This window comes from Caldalkalibacillus salinus (genome assembly GCF_016745835.1).
Taxonomy (GTDB): Bacteria; Bacillota; Bacilli; order Caldalkalibacillales; family JCM-10596; genus Caldalkalibacillus_A; species Caldalkalibacillus_A salinus.
Map to the genome: position 1 here is coordinate 284,968 of NZ_JAERVL010000004.1, position 15,102 is coordinate 300,069.

General features: G+C 40.2%; 16 protein-coding genes. 12 read left to right on the forward strand and 4 right to left on the reverse strand.

Annotated features, from left to right (window positions below; genetic code table 11):
• Positions 1-11 precede the first annotated feature (11 nt).
• Positions 12-803 carry an SDR family NAD(P)-dependent oxidoreductase gene (locus JKM87_RS05075; protein WP_202078610.1) on the reverse strand — a complete coding sequence of 264 codons (792 nt, stop codon included), beginning with the start codon at positions 801-803 and terminating at the stop codon, positions 12-14.
• Positions 804-1,007: 204 nt separating this feature from the next.
• Here JKM87_RS05075 and JKM87_RS05080 point away from each other — a divergent pair, with 204 nt between their 5' ends.
• From JKM87_RS05080 to ablB, 7 genes are all read left to right on the forward strand, one after another.
• Positions 1,008-2,171, forward strand: a complete 1,164-nt coding sequence (locus tag JKM87_RS05080; RefSeq protein WP_202078916.1) for a metal ABC transporter solute-binding protein, Zn/Mn family — start codon at positions 1,008-1,010, stop codon at positions 2,169-2,171.
• Between the two features lie 4 nt (positions 2,172-2,175).
• A complete protein-coding gene (locus JKM87_RS05085) occupies positions 2,176-2,955 on the forward strand; it encodes a metal ABC transporter ATP-binding protein (RefSeq protein ID WP_236838596.1) in 780 nt (259 codons plus the stop codon).
• Between the two features lie 100 nt (positions 2,956-3,055).
• Positions 3,056-3,934, forward strand: a complete 879-nt coding sequence (locus JKM87_RS05090) for a metal ABC transporter permease (RefSeq protein ID WP_202078614.1) — start codon at positions 3,056-3,058, stop codon at positions 3,932-3,934.
• Positions 3,935-4,017: 83 nt separating this feature from the next.
• Positions 4,018-4,440 carry a Fur family transcriptional regulator gene (locus JKM87_RS05095; protein WP_202078616.1) on the forward strand — a complete coding sequence of 141 codons (423 nt, stop codon included), beginning with the start codon at positions 4,018-4,020 and terminating at the stop codon, positions 4,438-4,440.
• Positions 4,437-5,516, forward strand: coding sequence for a permease (locus tag JKM87_RS05100; protein ID WP_202078618.1), 1,080 nt, complete (start codon positions 4,437-4,439; stop codon positions 5,514-5,516). The genes JKM87_RS05095 and JKM87_RS05100 overlap by 4 nt, the downstream gene beginning before the upstream one ends.
• Positions 5,517-5,710: 194 nt before the next feature.
• Complete coding sequence (locus JKM87_RS05105) at positions 5,711-6,718, forward strand: TIGR03943 family putative permease subunit (RefSeq protein ID WP_202078620.1); 1,008 nt, start codon at positions 5,711-5,713, stop codon at positions 6,716-6,718.
• A 206-nt stretch (positions 6,719-6,924) separates the two neighbouring features.
• Positions 6,925-7,788, forward strand: coding sequence for a putative beta-lysine N-acetyltransferase (ablB, locus tag JKM87_RS05110; RefSeq protein WP_202078622.1), 864 nt, complete (start codon positions 6,925-6,927; stop codon positions 7,786-7,788).
• Positions 7,789-8,262: 474 nt separating this feature from the next.
• Here ablB and JKM87_RS05115 read toward each other — a convergent pair whose 3' ends face one another.
• Positions 8,263-8,460 (reverse strand): hypothetical protein, encoded by a 198-nt coding sequence (locus JKM87_RS05115; protein ID WP_202078624.1) that lies wholly within the window; start codon positions 8,458-8,460, stop codon positions 8,263-8,265.
• Between the two features lie 92 nt (positions 8,461-8,552).
• Between JKM87_RS05115 and JKM87_RS05120 the strand changes: the two genes are divergently transcribed.
• A complete protein-coding gene (locus JKM87_RS05120; RefSeq protein WP_202078626.1) occupies positions 8,553-9,284 on the forward strand; it encodes a class I SAM-dependent methyltransferase in 732 nt (243 codons plus the stop codon).
• A 159-nt stretch (positions 9,285-9,443) separates the two neighbouring features.
• Here JKM87_RS05120 and JKM87_RS05125 read toward each other — a convergent pair whose 3' ends face one another.
• On the reverse strand, positions 9,444-9,920 hold the full coding sequence (locus JKM87_RS05125) for a small multi-drug export protein (RefSeq protein WP_202078628.1): 477 nt from the start codon (positions 9,918-9,920) through the stop codon (positions 9,444-9,446).
• A gap of 85 nt (positions 9,921-10,005) precedes the next feature.
• Between JKM87_RS05125 and JKM87_RS05130 the strand changes: the two genes are divergently transcribed.
• On the forward strand, positions 10,006-10,605 hold the full coding sequence (locus JKM87_RS05130) for a TetR/AcrR family transcriptional regulator (protein ID WP_202078630.1): 600 nt from the start codon (positions 10,006-10,008) through the stop codon (positions 10,603-10,605).
• A 189-nt stretch (positions 10,606-10,794) separates the two neighbouring features.
• On the opposite strand, the gene JKM87_RS05135 is transcribed toward JKM87_RS05130, so the two are convergent.
• Complete coding sequence (locus JKM87_RS05135; RefSeq protein ID WP_202078632.1) at positions 10,795-11,382, reverse strand: hypothetical protein; 588 nt, start codon at positions 11,380-11,382, stop codon at positions 10,795-10,797.
• A gap of 219 nt (positions 11,383-11,601) precedes the next feature.
• Between JKM87_RS05135 and JKM87_RS05140 the strand changes: the two genes are divergently transcribed.
• The 3 genes from JKM87_RS05140 (at position 11,602) to thiI (ending at position 14,917) form a co-directional block, all read left to right on the forward strand.
• Positions 11,602-12,360: a DUF308 domain-containing protein gene (locus tag JKM87_RS05140; protein ID WP_202078634.1), complete on the forward strand. Its 759-nt coding sequence runs from the start codon at positions 11,602-11,604 to the stop codon at positions 12,358-12,360.
• A gap of 147 nt (positions 12,361-12,507) precedes the next feature.
• Positions 12,508-13,680 (forward strand): cysteine desulfurase family protein, encoded by a 1,173-nt coding sequence (locus tag JKM87_RS05145; protein WP_202078636.1) that lies wholly within the window; start codon positions 12,508-12,510, stop codon positions 13,678-13,680.
• A gap of 4 nt (positions 13,681-13,684) precedes the next feature.
• On the forward strand, positions 13,685-14,917 hold the full coding sequence (thiI, locus tag JKM87_RS05150; protein ID WP_202078638.1) for a tRNA uracil 4-sulfurtransferase ThiI: 1,233 nt from the start codon (positions 13,685-13,687) through the stop codon (positions 14,915-14,917).
• Positions 14,918-15,102: the final 185 nt, after the last annotated feature.

Sequence of the window (15,102 nt, forward strand, 5' to 3'; positions counted from 1 at the left end):
CGCTTCCAACTTTATTTTTGATTTAGACGCTTGGCCAGTAGTCGCTCCATGAGAACGGGCATGGTAGCAAAGAGTCGACTCCCTATTTCCATCCATAGCGGCATGTTGATTTCCCTTACGGGTCGACCAATGCAGCCCACAGTGCGTTTAGCCACAGCCGTCGGTGAAAGCATATACTTTGATACGTTCTTTACATAGTCTCCTTGTGGGTCCGCCACGTCAAAGAATGGGGTACGTATAGGGCCTGGGTTAATTGCAGTAACATGTATATTTTTCTTTATGAGTTCGAGGCGCAAACTATTTGTGAAACCGATAAGGGCAAATTTACTTGCGGTGTAAGCACTCGATTTTGGGGTGGCCACTTTTCCAGCTTGAGATGCAATGTTAATGATATGACCTGTCTGGTTCTCAATCATGTGAGGGAGAACCTGCTGAACACAGTAAACGGCACCCAAGTAGTTGACATTGATCATATCCTCAAACTGCGTCACGTCAGCTTCTTCAAATAATTGAAATGCACCAAAACCAGCGTTGTTAATAAGAACATCAATGTGAGGCACGCGTTCAAAAACTTCGTTAAACGCGCACTGTACTTGTTTGTAATTTGCCACATCAACCGTTGTGTATGGGACAGGCTGGTCATATTTGTTCTCCAATTCTTTGCTGACCGTTGCAAGTTTCTCAGTGGACCGGGCCATTAAGAAAGGGGCGCCGCCTCTTTTTAAGACCTCTTCAGCTATGGCAATGCCAAGACCGCTAGAACTTCCTGTAATAACAACGTATTTGTCTTTAAGGTGTACCATATGAGTGACTCCTTTTCGTCATCAATCTCGTCACGACTTAATATCAATCCCTTATTGACCTTACAATAAGTGGAGTAAGGTGGCAATATAAAAAAACAAATCATAATCATTATGATTTACAAATAGATATTAACAAGCTATAATAATGACGAAGATAAATCGAAAACATTATGATTTACATAAATAGGAGGAGAGATTAAGGTGATGATTTCTAAACATTTATTGAAGACAACGACAGTGTTTCTTATCCTGGTGCTCGCACTTATAGGGTGTCGAAATGCAGAAGTTTCACCAGTAGAGGGGGACACCCCAAGTGAGGGAGAGGAACAAGAAACATTATTAATTTATACGAGCATGTATCCCTTGTATTTTTTTGCAAATGAGATCGCAGGAGAACATGCTGAAGTGGTTAACCTTGTACCTCCAGGCGTTGACCCACACAACTTTGAACCGACTGCACAAGATATTATTGCCCTAAGTGATGCAGATATATTTATTTATAATGGAGGCGGTTTTGAACACTGGCTGGAAAAAATCATTGAATCTGTGAATAGTGATACGATGACCGTATTAGATTCAACTGCAGACATACAATTGCTCAAGTCTGAAAACTTGGGACAGAGTGTATTAGATCAAGAGAATGTAGAGCATGGTCATGAAGATACACATAGTCATGATGAGCATAGCCACGATAGTCATGATGGTGAACATGCCAACTCTGGAGAGGTTGAAGCCTCTCATGATGAGCACGGTACAGAAGAGGAAGATCATGACCACAGTGGTCATGACGACGGACATGAACATGATGATCATAACAACGATCATGCGCATGATCATGGTGAGTATGACCCGCACGTCTGGTTAGATCCGGTGATGGCGAAACAACAGGCCGAAGCTGTGCTTGCAACACTCATTGAACAAGATCCAGCAAACGCTGAAGACTATGAAGAGAACTTCTCAGACCTGGCTCAACGTCTGGATAGCTTAAATGATGAGTTTAATGAGCTCAGTGATCATGTAGTAAGAAGAGACTTTATCGTTTCCCATTCTGCATTCGGCTATATTGCGCATCGTTACGATTTAAATGAAATATCTGTAACAGGATTGAGTCCGTCTAACGAACCTAGTCAGCAACAGCTCCGCCAGATCATTGAATTTGCAAATGATCGCGATATACAGTATATATTGTTTGAAAACTTCGTGACACCTCGAGTCGCTGAAGTGGTTAAAGATCAGTTAGGCTTAGAATCGCTTATTATTCATAATTTAGAAGGATTAACAGAGGAGGAAGTCACTCAAGGCGAGGATTACTTCACACTAATGGAAAAGAACCTTGAAGTCCTTCGCGAAGCTTTGGGTTACAATTAAAATGATGGATAAACAAAATGTTAGTCAAAAACCTGCAACGATAGAACTAAAGCATATCGATTTCCAATACGATTCAAAGTCGAAAGTACTCCAAGATGTCAATCTCTCTGTAGGGCAAGGGGAATTCTTAGGGTTGGTTGGTCCTAACGGGTCAGGGAAATCAACACTGATTAAATTGATTCTAGGACTTCTAACCCCTACTAGAGGCGAGGTTAGGTTGTTTGGTCAACCTGTTCAAAAATTTGATCAGTGGCCGAAAATCGGCTATGTATCCCAAAAAGCGAATAGCTTCAACAGTGGCTTCCCGGCCACTGTTTTTGAAGTTGTTTCAACAGGGATTTTTGGTAAAATGGGGCTGTTTCGTTGGCTCGGGAAAAAAGAAAAGGCTAGGATTATGAGAGCGATTAACATGGTTGGCCTAAAAACGTTAGCCCACCGTAATATCGGTAAATTATCTGGTGGCCAGCAACAAAGGGCATTTATTGCCAGGGCGCTAGTGAGTGATCCTGATTTGTTAATTTTGGATGAACCGACCGTAGGCGTCGATGCTGAGTCAGTGGATCGTTTTTACGAGCTTATTGAACATTTGCATGATCATGTCGGTATAACAGTGCTACTTGTCAGCCATGATATCGGTGTAATCACAACTAAAGTGGACCAAGTGGCCTGTTTGAACAAAAGGATCTTCTTCCATGGTAAGTCAGAAGAGTTTACGCAAAACCAAGAAGCGATTCTTTCAACGGCCTATGGTCATGATGTTCGCTTATTAGAGCATTCACATTAAACTCAAATTGATATAATATAGAGAGGAAGCGTGTTCCGTTGATAACAATGAAAATATACTGTGATGATGCCGTCAAGGAATTAAAGGAGAATAGTCAGAAATGATAGAGGCCATATTTGAATATCAGTTTTTAAGAAATGCGGTTATTTCCGGCATCGTTATAGGCTTCCTGGCCCCTATTCTCGGCGTTTTCCTCGTTGTAAGAAGGTTATCCATGATTGCTGATGCATTATCGCATATTACTTTGTCCGGTATTGCCTTTCATCTGTTGCTCGGGAAATTTTTTGCCTTTTTTGGCCCACTCAACCCCATTTATATGGGCATGTTGTTCTCAGTGGGGGGCGGACTGGCGATAGATAAATTAAGAAAAACGTATAAACATTACCAAGAGTTGGCCATTCCTATTATGCTTTCAACAGGGATTGCATTTGGGGTGGTTTTCATCTCCATAGCGGGCGGTTTTAACACAGATTTATTCACGTATTTATTTGGTAGTATTGTGGCTATTAGGCAATCGGATATGATTACCATTTTTGCTATAGGCGTTATTGTTCTTATCGTCATTCTTCTATTGTACAAGGAGTTATTTTCATTATCCTTTGATGCCGAGAACGCGAAAACCACAGGTATACCAGGCCGCATGATTAACCTTATTTTTATTCTTATGGTGGCCTTGATTATTGCTTCTGCTATGAGAATTGTAGGGATACTGCTCGTATCGGCCCTCATGGTTTTACCGGTTGCTTCGAGCTTAAGGCTTGCTAATAGTTTCAAACAAACGTTTTTATACGCTATTATTTTCGGTCAAACTTCTGTTTTAACGGGTCTCTACCTCGCTTTTGAGTTAGATTGGGCACCAGGTGGCACGATTGTCATCATCTCGTTTATCATATTACTCACGATTATGACGATACAAAAAACTAAGGATTTCTTCACGAGTCATAATCAGAGGCGGGACGTTGTACGGAGTAAGCAATAGTCCTTCTCACTTTGCTCTCATACTTTATTTCTGTAGGGTTTAAAGTGACTACATCTCTATCTTAGGATAAGGAGGGAGTAGCCATGAACGTTGAGCAGGCACTTCAAACATTAAAGGACAACGGGTATAAGTATACGGGAAAGCGAGAGGAAATGATCCGTATATTTGATCGTGAAACAAGGTATATGTCTGCCAAGGAGATGTTCGAGTTAATGAGGCAAGATTATCCCAGTCTCAGTTTTGATACGATTTATCGAAACCTATCGTTATTTCAAGATCTTAATATTGTAGAATATACCGAACTATCAGGGGAGCGAATCTATCGTTTAACGTGTGCAACAGACCACCATCACCATCATATCATTTGTACTGACTGTGGAAAAACTGAACCAATAGCATTATGCCCTATGAATGCCATACTTGGGGAACCGGATGGCTTTAAGATCACAGGACATAAGTTTGAGATATATGGTCAATGCGTCAATTGCGGGGATGTGCGCTCATGAATCTGCAGAGAGAATCGAATAAAGGACTAGGAGTATGGGTTGACATAACAGGGGTGGGTTTACTCTTATTCTTTATATTACTTTTCTATAATATGGAGTGGTTTAAAGGAGAAGAGCCCATAATAGATCTACCACGATCGTTGTTAAGTGTAAACACCATCTTTCTTAGCATTGTGATTGAAGCGATCCCTTTTATTCTATTAGGTGTTTTTGTTTCAGCCCTTATCCAAATCTATGTAAAAGAAGACACATTACAAAAGTATATCCCACAAAATGCCTACGCTGCTCTTTTACCGGCAGCTGTATTGGGCGCTATATTTCCTATATGTGAGTGTGCCATCATACCAGTTGTACGACGTCTGATCAAAAAAGGGATGCCTTTACATGTCGGTGTCGTGTTTTTGGTGGCGGCTCCTATACTGAATCCTGTTGTTTTTGGGTCGACGTTCTTTGCTTTTCGGACAACCCCCGCAGTTCTATATAGCCGAATGGCATTAGCCTTTGTGCTTGCGATCTTGATCGGCGGCATACTGTATATGCTATTCAAAAACACACATCAGCTCAAGCAAGAGGACGAGCTACCCCGTGGAGGTCATGATCATGGCCATGACCATGATCATAATCACGAACATCAACATCACGATCATGACCATGATGCACCACGCCCTTTAAATAAGTGGAAACAAACATTCTACCATGCAACGGATGAATTCTTTGACATGGGAAAGTACTTGATTGCCGGAGCATTTATTGCTGCGCTATTTCAGACGTTTCTAAACCGGGAAGTGCTTGTAGCCATTGGTTCAGAAGTTTGGTCTTCTACCATCGTCATGATGGCGTTTGCTTATGTTTTGTCCCTATGTTCCGAAGCGGACGCTTTTGTAGCAGCTTCCTTCGGAAACACTTTTACCGTAGGATCGCTTGTCGCTTTCTTAGTATACGGTCCTATGCTAGATCTCAAAAATACGATCATGCTATTCGCTTACTTTAAATTTCGCTTTGTTATCGCATTTATAATCACGGTGACGGTTGTTGTCTTTTTAGCGGTCTTGCTATTACAATTATTTATCCTTTAGCACAGGGCAACATGAATGACAGTGAACTTTGACGACGTAAATGAACAGTGGAAGTGAACAATGTCATGTCAAAACATTTGTCATATTGTGGTGTGCTATCAGTGTTGACTCTAGCATATAGTTGGATTTAACGTAATGTAACAACATCGTATCATGACAGAAAAATCCTTAGGATACATATAGGAGGATGACAGATGAGGAATGATAATAGTCAAGGATCTCATGCCTTTCTTCGAGGGATTATTATGTTTGGTTTCACGATGCTGATCTTGAGTATGGTTTTGTCAGGGAGTATTCGGTATTACATCGCACCACAGATGATGCCTTTTATTTATTTTGCCTTAGGGACCTTTTTCATCCTCAGTATTGTTCAAATTATACGTAGTACACCTAAGGGACAAGAGGAAGAAGCCGCTTGTGATTGTGGGGCGGATCATACGATGCGAGGGCCAAGGTGGAGTAAAGTCCTCATCTATTCCATTTTTATATTCCCACTACTCACAGGTTTTATCTTACCGGACCAGGTTTTAGATAGTCGAGATGCAGCAACGAGAGGTGTGCAATTAGGATCAGGTTTATTCACCAGCCCCGTGACTGAACGTAGTGTTGAAGCGTCTACGGACGAAGCATCTACGGACGAAGCACGACGTGATGCAGAAGAGAATATAACGAACGAGTCAGAAACGGCACGCGCAGATGAATACCTTGAAAATTTTGATTCAGATGCAACAGATGAGGATATCGAGCACTATACTGTAGAAGATTTGTATGAGTCGTATGATGGATATGACGATTACTATTCTGAGCTAGCAGATGAATGGTTGGAGCAGGATACGATTCAAGTTAAGGAGGAGAACTTCTTAGATGCGATGACGGTACTAGACTTGTATATGTATGACCTTACGGGAAAGCAAGTAGAATTGATCGGTTTTGTTTACCGTGAACAAGGCCTAGAGGAGGATGAAATGGTCGTCGCTAGATTTTCTATGACGTGTTGTACCGCTGATTCAGCCGTCTACGGATTGCTCGTTAAAGGGGAAGAGACAAAACAATTTCAAAATGATACATGGGTGAGCGTCGTTGGTACGTTAGGTGACACAGAGTTTAACGATTATGCCATTCCAATGCTAAATATAGAGGCGGTATACGAAGTGGAAGAGCCAGATACACCTTACGTTTATCCTAGCTTTTTCTCCTATTGATGACACTATAAGATATAGTAAGGTATGATAGAGGGATTTGCAGAAGTTCTAAGCATGATGTGCTTAGCTTTGTGCCAACCCTCTTTTTTATGTTTAAACCTGTATAGGGACGGGTAAGGAAGTTTGAGTCTTATGAGAAGGACTCGTTATAATAGATGAAGAGCATCACGAAGCTCAAAAAATTTGAGGAGGAATGTTAGTTTAACATGCTTTTAACACAAGATAGCCCCATTGAACTATCTTCTCTTGGAGCCAGTGTCGAACTAGACACACATAACCGTAGAGTAAAGGTGTATGAGGTGTCCGACGACTGTGACTGGCCAACGATTAAGGACCATTTACGACAATGGGCCCTTGAACATGACTGCGATAAACTCATGTTTTTCTCAACAGAAGAAAATGAACATCTCCAAAATGAAGAAGAGTGCTATAAAGAAGGCACAATTGATCGTTTTTTTAATGGTCAAGATGCCTATATTTATTCTATATTTCTGAGCGATTCACGCCATCAACTTGTCGATGCTCAACAAGAGGATAAAGTCATGAGCATCGTACAGAACGATGATAAACAAAACCATGATAAATCCACAGAAGAGTTGCATCTCCCTGAAGGTTATGTGATGCGTCCTGCCAATGAAGACGATGCAGAAGCGATGGCGTCACTCTATGATCAAGTGTTTCAAACGTATCCCACCCCAATGAATGACCCTTCTTTTGTGGCTAAAATGATGAACGACGAAGTGTACTTTACGATAGTCGAACATAACGGAGAACTCATCAGCTCATGTTCAGCGGATGTGATGAAAAAGTACAAAGCGGCTGAGATGACGGATTGTGCCACACTACCAGAGCATAGAGGAAAAGGACTGTTGTCACATCAATTTACACATTTAGAAAAGAGAATGGAAGAAAAAGGAGTTAACACCCTATTCTCATACACAAGAGCGGTCTCCATTGGTATGAACTTGATTAATGCGCGTAATGGATATACGTTCAGAGGTAGATTGATACAAAATAGTCATATATCTGGGCGCCTTGAAGATATGAATATTTGGGTCAAGACTCTGTAATACGTTGTAACGTTGTAAGCCTAGTACAAATATTAATGTATTATTTTACAGTGCCCAATAGCATAAATAAAAGGTTTAGAAGGATCTGTAAAAAAAGGTCAAAGGATCTGCAGAGGGATAAGATAAAATCTTATGTCTCTTCAGGTCCTTGTTTGATTCTGATTCGCATACAAATGACTTCAACACATTTGTATTTTAATGTAAATTATTGATAAAATACATCATTGAGTAGTTAGGGAGGTGGGAGATCCATGTACAAAAAACTGGTTTTACTATGGTTACTATATTTAACGACCGCATTAATGCTAAGTCTAATTATTGATCATGCCCACTTCCTGCTTCCGGTTATTTGGTATGTCTCCATCGTATTATTGATTTTATCATTGAGTTTTTTACTGTATGACTTTGTTAAAAAAAAAAAGACAGAATATAGAGGGTCATTTCTTGTTTGGTTCTTGTTTGGTGTAAAAGTTTTTAGTTTCCGGAACATCCCTCAAAGCTTCTATCAACCAGATCCCGTTGCTTTATGTCATCATTTTGTTTTTCCAGCCGATCAATCAATTCCTGGTTTGTCTGCTTTATTCTAAATTCCCCAAACTGATGAATCTGTTCTTTGTGTCGCTCGTCATAACGTTTATTTTCCGTTTCATTTATCGTATCAAGGTATGACATTTATCATTTTTCACGAAACACCACAATCCGTGACGGGGTTGAAAGCGTTATGATATTATGATGGTATCTTCAAAGAGGGGTTGGAACAATACATGAGTGAACCGTGGTACATAGAGAGCTTCCGTGAAGACTATTTGAAAATTTACGCCCATCGAACAGACGAAGCCGCCCGACTAGAAGTGGAGCAGATAATCTCATTACTAAATATGAAGACAGGGACCAACGTTTTAGATCTATGTTGTGGAAATGGTCGACACAGTCGTGCATTAGCCCAAAAAGGGTTTAAGGTGACAGGTTTAGATTTATCCGAAGTTCTCCTTCAGGATGCTAGAGAAAAAAGCAAAGATACTGACGTGACGTATATACACGGTGACGTTCGACACCTGCCATTTACTCAATCTTTCGACTATGTCTTAAACTTGTTCACAAGTTTTGGGTACTTCGAGGAAATGGAAGAGAACAAAAAGGTTTTCGACTCAATTAAACAATCACTCAAGCCAGAAGGTCAGTATCTCATCGACTTCCTTAATCCTGAGTATGTCAAAGCGAACCTCGTGCCTGAAAGTTTTAGAAAAGTGGGAGATATCCAGGTAACAGAAAATAGACGGATTGAAAAACAGAAGGTTATCAAAGACATTACTGTTCAAGATGGGAGTAACCTGAGATACTATCAAGAGCAAGTGAACTTGTTTCATCTTGATGACATGTGTGACATGCTCTCTAGTTGTCATCTTGAAGTAACGGATATTTATGGACAGTTAGATCGAGAACCCTACAATGAAGTGCACTCACCCCGAATGATTATTGTCGGAAGGTCCAAATAAGATTTTTTTCTGCAAAGACCAAATCAAAAACGATTTGGTCTCTTCTTTTTCTTTTCTATGTTAATTTCGATAAACCAAAGGTAATACTATATTTATATTACCCCTATTTCCCCATTTTAACGTAGAGTTGTTTGAACAAAGTTTTTCTTCTATAATGCATTATAAATTCACCAATGTTGAAACTAATTCTTTTGCCACTACAGATAATGTGGCCATGATGACTGCCAGCGTACTAACACCAAGATTCGTCCAAATAAACACTCGACTCCTTGAGGCCCCAAGAGTTGTTAATGCACAAGCACCAACCTGACTACTAAACAAAATAGATGATAAAAAACATACGCCGGTTGCCCCAAGACGATCGAAAGTTCTTTTTAATCTAGGATTCATTCCCATAGGCTGTCTATCTCTCTTTTGAAGTTTATTATATATTGAGTGAAAGAGTTTGTTAATTTCAGTTCCAAAAAATATAAAAATAAGGATACTCGTTGCATTCCCGAGAATGGATACGATTAAGGCTACAAAAGGCGGAAAATTGAAAACGATGATTGCCGTTGGAACAGTTAAAAATACCTCAAGGAAAGGCACCATACTTACAAAAAATATAAAAATAAACTGAAATAAAACGTTTTCCATATCTATACCTGCCTCCCTTTTATTAAGTCAATTGACCTAATATTATTATAATACAAATGACTTAAAAACTCAAAGGAGTAGTAATATGCCTAAAAAAATAGATCACGCAAAAAGAAAAGATCAAATCGTAGAAGCAATGTTTCGCATCATTCATCATTCAGGTTTCGAAAAAGCGACATTACGAGAAATTTCCAAAGAAGCAGAATTATCTTTAGGGTCTGTTCAATACTTTTTTCCAAAACAAAAAGACATATATATGTTCGCAATGGACGTTATCTTTCAAAGATTTGAGGAGAGAATGCAAAAGGTCGTAGAGGTAAATCAGGGGGTGTTTGAAAACGCGGTTCGTATGATAAAGCAGATTGTTCAAGCGAATACAAAAGAAGAAAGAATGGAGAATGATATATGGATGAAATTTTCCATAATGGCTACGATGAATCCAGATTACTACGAAACTAAGAATAAATCTCGAGAAGTAAACCTTAACTTTGCAAAAGATGTATTAAGGATGCTTTATGACAATGGGTATATTAAAAACCCCATAAATATTGAGGAGAGCGCAAATTCGTTAACTGTATTCATTCACGGATTAGTATTTGAATCTGTTATTTATGCTCACTTATACAACAATCACGATATTGAAAAAGAAATTAGAGCATATTTACACAGGATCTGTAACAATTAATTAAGTAACGGCAGTGGTGTCTACATCAAATTCAAAAATTGTCCTTGAATGCTCTTATTTTATAATTAAGAAAGGCAATTAAAAACGCTTGGACATTGAAATATCCAAACGTCATATTATTTTGTGTTATTTCACCTTTTTGCTATTTTATCCCGATATCGGACCGATTGATGACGCAGGCATGCTTTTTTATTTGAGTATCGCTTGGGTTCTTTTAACAGCTTCCTTCCAATGTGAAACACGATGTACAAGAGTATGGCACGTCCCAGTATTATAAGGCGTGTTAAATAAGATCACCGGTATACCTAACGCTTCTGCAATCTGATTAGCATTGTCTAATTTATCTTCATAAAAGAGATCAATTCGATGGTCTCTGGTTCTCTGAATCTTGTTATGTGATCCCAAGAGCTCAACATGATCGTACGGTAATTGTTGTTTGGCAAACCAGTTCATCGTTAAGTCGTGATGTGCTTGATGACGTGCGCTTATAAAGATAAGGGTGTGGTCTTGATTTAATGTTTCTAAGGCCTCTTTCGCATAGAGAGATAGTGCTGCTTCCTCATAAATAGGCCCTTCGTTTTCAACAAACCATGCCATAAAATCTTCTTCCGTAATGCCATACAAAGGTGGCAGTTCAAACTGTGTGATGTCCTCAAAAGCAAGCGCTTTTCCAAAGGCTTTATTTAAGTAAGGTACAAATGTAGCTGGATCCGTTATAGTTCCATCTATATCAATACCTAATCTGTATCGACTTTTGTGATTTCTCTTTTTTTCCATTTTCAGGTTTCCCCCCATCGCTCTATAGATACCCTATGTATTAATTTTTCAACATGATTATATTTTAAAGGTTTATCCCGTTGTTCTCAATCGTTGTGTGGTCGTTAGCATTCTGTACACTTCTTTATTTGTGTGAGCCCATTACTTGCCTAAATTTTTTTACGCATGACGTACATACTATAGATGGGTCAACTTTTACTAAAGGAGGGTCACAAAGACATGGCAGATCAACGTAGTCGAACGGACTTGCCACACGACCAAGTGGCCAACGATGAGAACGTGGCGAATGATGATAATAACATGACTCAGAGTGTGCAACAAGAACATACCCAAAGTGATCAGATAGAGGGAGAAGAAGCTTTTGGGGGTGTGACACCTCTAGGGATGGAGCAGGAACCTACAGGTGAAAATCAGGCGGATTATCAAACACAAGGAAACCAACAGCCACAAGGCGATCAACAAGTAAATGATCAAGTGCAAACTAACCAGCAGGGAGAGCGTATGCAGGGTCATACTCAAATCAATGATCCCAATCGAACTCAACAGCAAGGAAGTTCTCTCGTGCAATCGGAGCACGAAGGGATAGAGGACGTTGTTGATGCTGAAAATATTGGAGATGACCTTGGGGACCCTGACACTGATGCAAATAATGTCACTGACGTCAATAATGTCAATGAAGAAACAGCGGCAGAGATATCGCCTGACACTCGCCAGCTGAATCATAACCAGCAATCGGACCAAGTTGAGAATGTAGAACAAATGGAAACAGAAGAAGAAGGAAACACACCATTGGGCTGGACGGCACTTGTCCTTTCCATCATCTCTCTTTTCTTCTTGCCACTGTTAACCGCGACAGTCGGTGTGATCACAGGATTTTTTGCTTATCGCAACGGTTCTCGTACCCTCGGGATATGGGCAATGGCTATCGGGGTTTTATCTATTGTGATGGGCTTACTTGTGGCACCATTTTTACGCTAACTGACGAGTCTTTAGCTCCTTGTCGTATTCGGCAAGGAGCTTTTTTCAAGCGCAATGTGAATGACTTTTTTCCATGATACAGATATGGTAAGATTGTCGTTAGGTAACTGAAAGGTCCTACACATAAACCTGGTGGAGGGGATAGACATGGCGGATGGAAGAACCGTCTACTTTGATAATAGTGCGACAACACAACCGTCTAAGGAAGTGGTCCAATCCATGGTTGGCGCTATGGAACAATTCTATGGCAACCCATCCTCGTTACACCACTTAGGCGTGCAAGCCGAACAATTGGTGAGTAAATCCAAGGAGGTCTGTGCACAGCTTTTAGGCGTGAATAGTCATGAAATCATTTTTACTTCTGGCGGAACTGAAAGCAACAATTTAGCTGTCAAAGGTGTCGCTTTAGGTTATCAAGATAGAGGAAGACATATCATCACCTCAGCAATTGAACATTCATCTATACATGAGATTTGTGAATACTTAAAAGAACATCATCAGTTTGATGTCACGTATCTCCCTGTTGATACCAACGGTTTAGTATCTCCTGATGATGTTAACCGAGCCATACGTCCGGATACCGTTTTGGTCTCAGTGATGCATGTCAATAATGAAATAGGCAGCATCCAGCCTATTCATGATATTGGACGTATTATAAAGGATTATCCTAAAATTTATTTTCATGTCGATCAAGTGCAGGGTGTCGGTAAAGCACCTTTAACCTTAAAAGAGAGTCATATTGACCTGTTAAGTCTGTCTGGTCACAAGATTCATGCACCCAAAGGAACAGGGCTACTTTATGTCAATGAACGTATACAGAATCTCATCCCTTTGTTTCATGGGGGTGCTCAACAGAGATCCATACGTCCTGGCACCGAGAACGTGCCCGGCATTGTGGCCATGGCGAAAGCTTTGCGTCTAACAAAAGAACAAGAGCAGGCGCATATTCAACATTTAAAGCAGCTTAGGACCCAAATACTAGAGGGACTATCTGAGCTTGAAGGCGTTAAGGTCAACTCCCCTATAGATGAGACTATTGCCGCACCACACATTGTGAACGTGTCCTTTCTTGGTTTGAAACCTGAAGTATTAGTCCACGCGTTTGAGGAAAAAGGCTTATACGTGTCAACCAAGTCAGCTTGCTCATCTAAAGACGATAAACCTAGTCGTATTTTAACAGCGGCCCAGGTTGACGATAACGCCGCACGATCAGCTGTGAGGATCAGTTTCTCTCACCATAATACTACAGATGAAGTGCAGTACTTTATCGACGTTGTTAAAGACTTACTGCCCTATTATAAAAAAATAATGAAGGTGTAGCGATATGACACAGACACAAGTAGAATTCATTCTGATTCGATACGGCGAACTCGCCTTAAAAGGTAAAAATAGAAAAAAGTTTGAAGATCAGTTAGCACAGAATATTAGGACCACCATGAGTGGGCTTAACATACAAGTCAAGCGCGTTTTTGGACGAATGTACGTGTACTTGAATGGAGAGGATTATCATAAGGTGGCTAGCAAGCTACAAAAAGTGTTTGGTATCAAATCCTTTAGTCCTGCCTTGAAATCTGAGCTAGACGTAGAAAAAATAAAGGAAACGGCTTTATACGCTATACAGAGACTGCCACAAAAGCCACACACATTTAAGGTCAACACGAGGCGTCCTAATAAAAGCTTTCCTTATGCTTCAGCCGAGATGAATCGTCACATCGGGGCGCATATTCTCGTCAATACTGAGGATATAAAGGTTGACGTACACGACCCAGATGTTGAAGTATTAGTGGAAATCCGTGAAGATGCGGCTTATATTATGAGTGAAAAAGTAGAAGGATCCGGGGGTCTCCCAGTAGGTACAAGTGGTAAAGCGATGTTAATGTTATCCGGTGGTATCGATAGTCCAGTTGCGGGATACTTATGTATGAAACGCGGTTTAAGAGTCGAAGGGGTTCATTTTCACAGCTATCCTTTCACGAGTGAAAGAGCAAAACAAAAAGTGGTTGATTTATCACAGAAACTGACCCAGTTTGTGGGGCAAGTGAAGCTACACGTGGTCCCTTTTACTGAAATTCAAACTGAGATTAAAAAACATGTCCCTGAGGAGTACAGTATCACCATTATGCGTCGGATTATGGTCCGCATTACGGAGAAGCTAGCAGAGTTAAACAGAGCTAAAGCACTTGCCACAGGTGATAATGTTGGACAAGTAGCGAGTCAAACGATCGAAAGCATGCATACCATTAACGAAGTCACCAATTACCCAATCTTGCGTCCGCTAGTGACCATGGATAAGCTTGAAATTATAGATATTGCCAAAAGCATCGATACGTACGACATTTCTATACTACCTTATGAAGACTGTTGCACCGTTTTTCAACCGAAAAATCCTAAGACCAAACCCACTAGGAAGCAAGCGAATCGTTTCGAGGAACGTTTAGACCTGGCGCAACTGATCGATAACGCTGTAGAAAAAACTGAGGTCCTACGTCTTACCCCTGAAACCCAAGGTGAGACCAAGGAAGAGGAACATCATAAAGCCATTAATGATTTATTTTAAATGCATTAACTTTTTAAAAACGAAAGCATGGCTCAATGAATACACCACAATGGAAAATAACATCATTGAAATATGGACAGTAAAGCTGGGGACCGACCTCAGCTTTTTTTATTTTTACTTTATATACTTGAATCAATATCATAAAGCACTGTTTAAAATGCTCGGAAGAGCATAATGTTTAAAAC

Bases quoted from the DNA above. Each gene is read 5' to 3' on its own strand.
- JKM87_RS05075 (WP_202078610.1), bottom strand. From the start codon at position 803: ATGGTACACCTTAAAGACAAATACGTTGTTATTACAGGAAGTTCTAGC.
- JKM87_RS05080 (WP_202078916.1), top strand. From the start codon at position 1,008: ATGATTTCTAAACATTTATTGAAGACAACGACAGTGTTTCTTATCCTG.
- JKM87_RS05085 (WP_236838596.1), top strand. From the start codon at position 2,176: ATGGATAAACAAAATGTTAGTCAAAAACCTGCAACGATAGAACTAAAG.
- JKM87_RS05090 (WP_202078614.1), top strand. From the start codon at position 3,056: ATGATAGAGGCCATATTTGAATATCAGTTTTTAAGAAATGCGGTTATT.
- JKM87_RS05095 (WP_202078616.1), top strand. From the start codon at position 4,018: ATGAACGTTGAGCAGGCACTTCAAACATTAAAGGACAACGGGTATAAG.
- JKM87_RS05100 (WP_202078618.1), top strand. From the start codon at position 4,437: ATGAATCTGCAGAGAGAATCGAATAAAGGACTAGGAGTATGGGTTGAC.
- JKM87_RS05105 (WP_202078620.1), top strand. From the start codon at position 5,711: ATGAGGAATGATAATAGTCAAGGATCTCATGCCTTTCTTCGAGGGATT.
- ablB (WP_202078622.1), top strand. From the start codon at position 6,925: ATGCTTTTAACACAAGATAGCCCCATTGAACTATCTTCTCTTGGAGCC.
- JKM87_RS05115 (WP_202078624.1), bottom strand. From the start codon at position 8,460: ATGTCATACCTTGATACGATAAATGAAACGGAAAATAAACGTTATGAC.
- JKM87_RS05120 (WP_202078626.1), top strand. From the start codon at position 8,553: ATGAGTGAACCGTGGTACATAGAGAGCTTCCGTGAAGACTATTTGAAA.
- JKM87_RS05125 (WP_202078628.1), bottom strand. From the start codon at position 9,920: ATGGAAAACGTTTTATTTCAGTTTATTTTTATATTTTTTGTAAGTATG.
- JKM87_RS05130 (WP_202078630.1), top strand. From the start codon at position 10,006: ATGCCTAAAAAAATAGATCACGCAAAAAGAAAAGATCAAATCGTAGAA.
- JKM87_RS05135 (WP_202078632.1), bottom strand. From the start codon at position 11,382: ATGGAAAAAAAGAGAAATCACAAAAGTCGATACAGATTAGGTATTGAT.
- JKM87_RS05140 (WP_202078634.1), top strand. From the start codon at position 11,602: ATGGCAGATCAACGTAGTCGAACGGACTTGCCACACGACCAAGTGGCC.
- JKM87_RS05145 (WP_202078636.1), top strand. From the start codon at position 12,508: ATGGCGGATGGAAGAACCGTCTACTTTGATAATAGTGCGACAACACAA.
- thiI (WP_202078638.1), top strand. From the start codon at position 13,685: ATGACACAGACACAAGTAGAATTCATTCTGATTCGATACGGCGAACTC.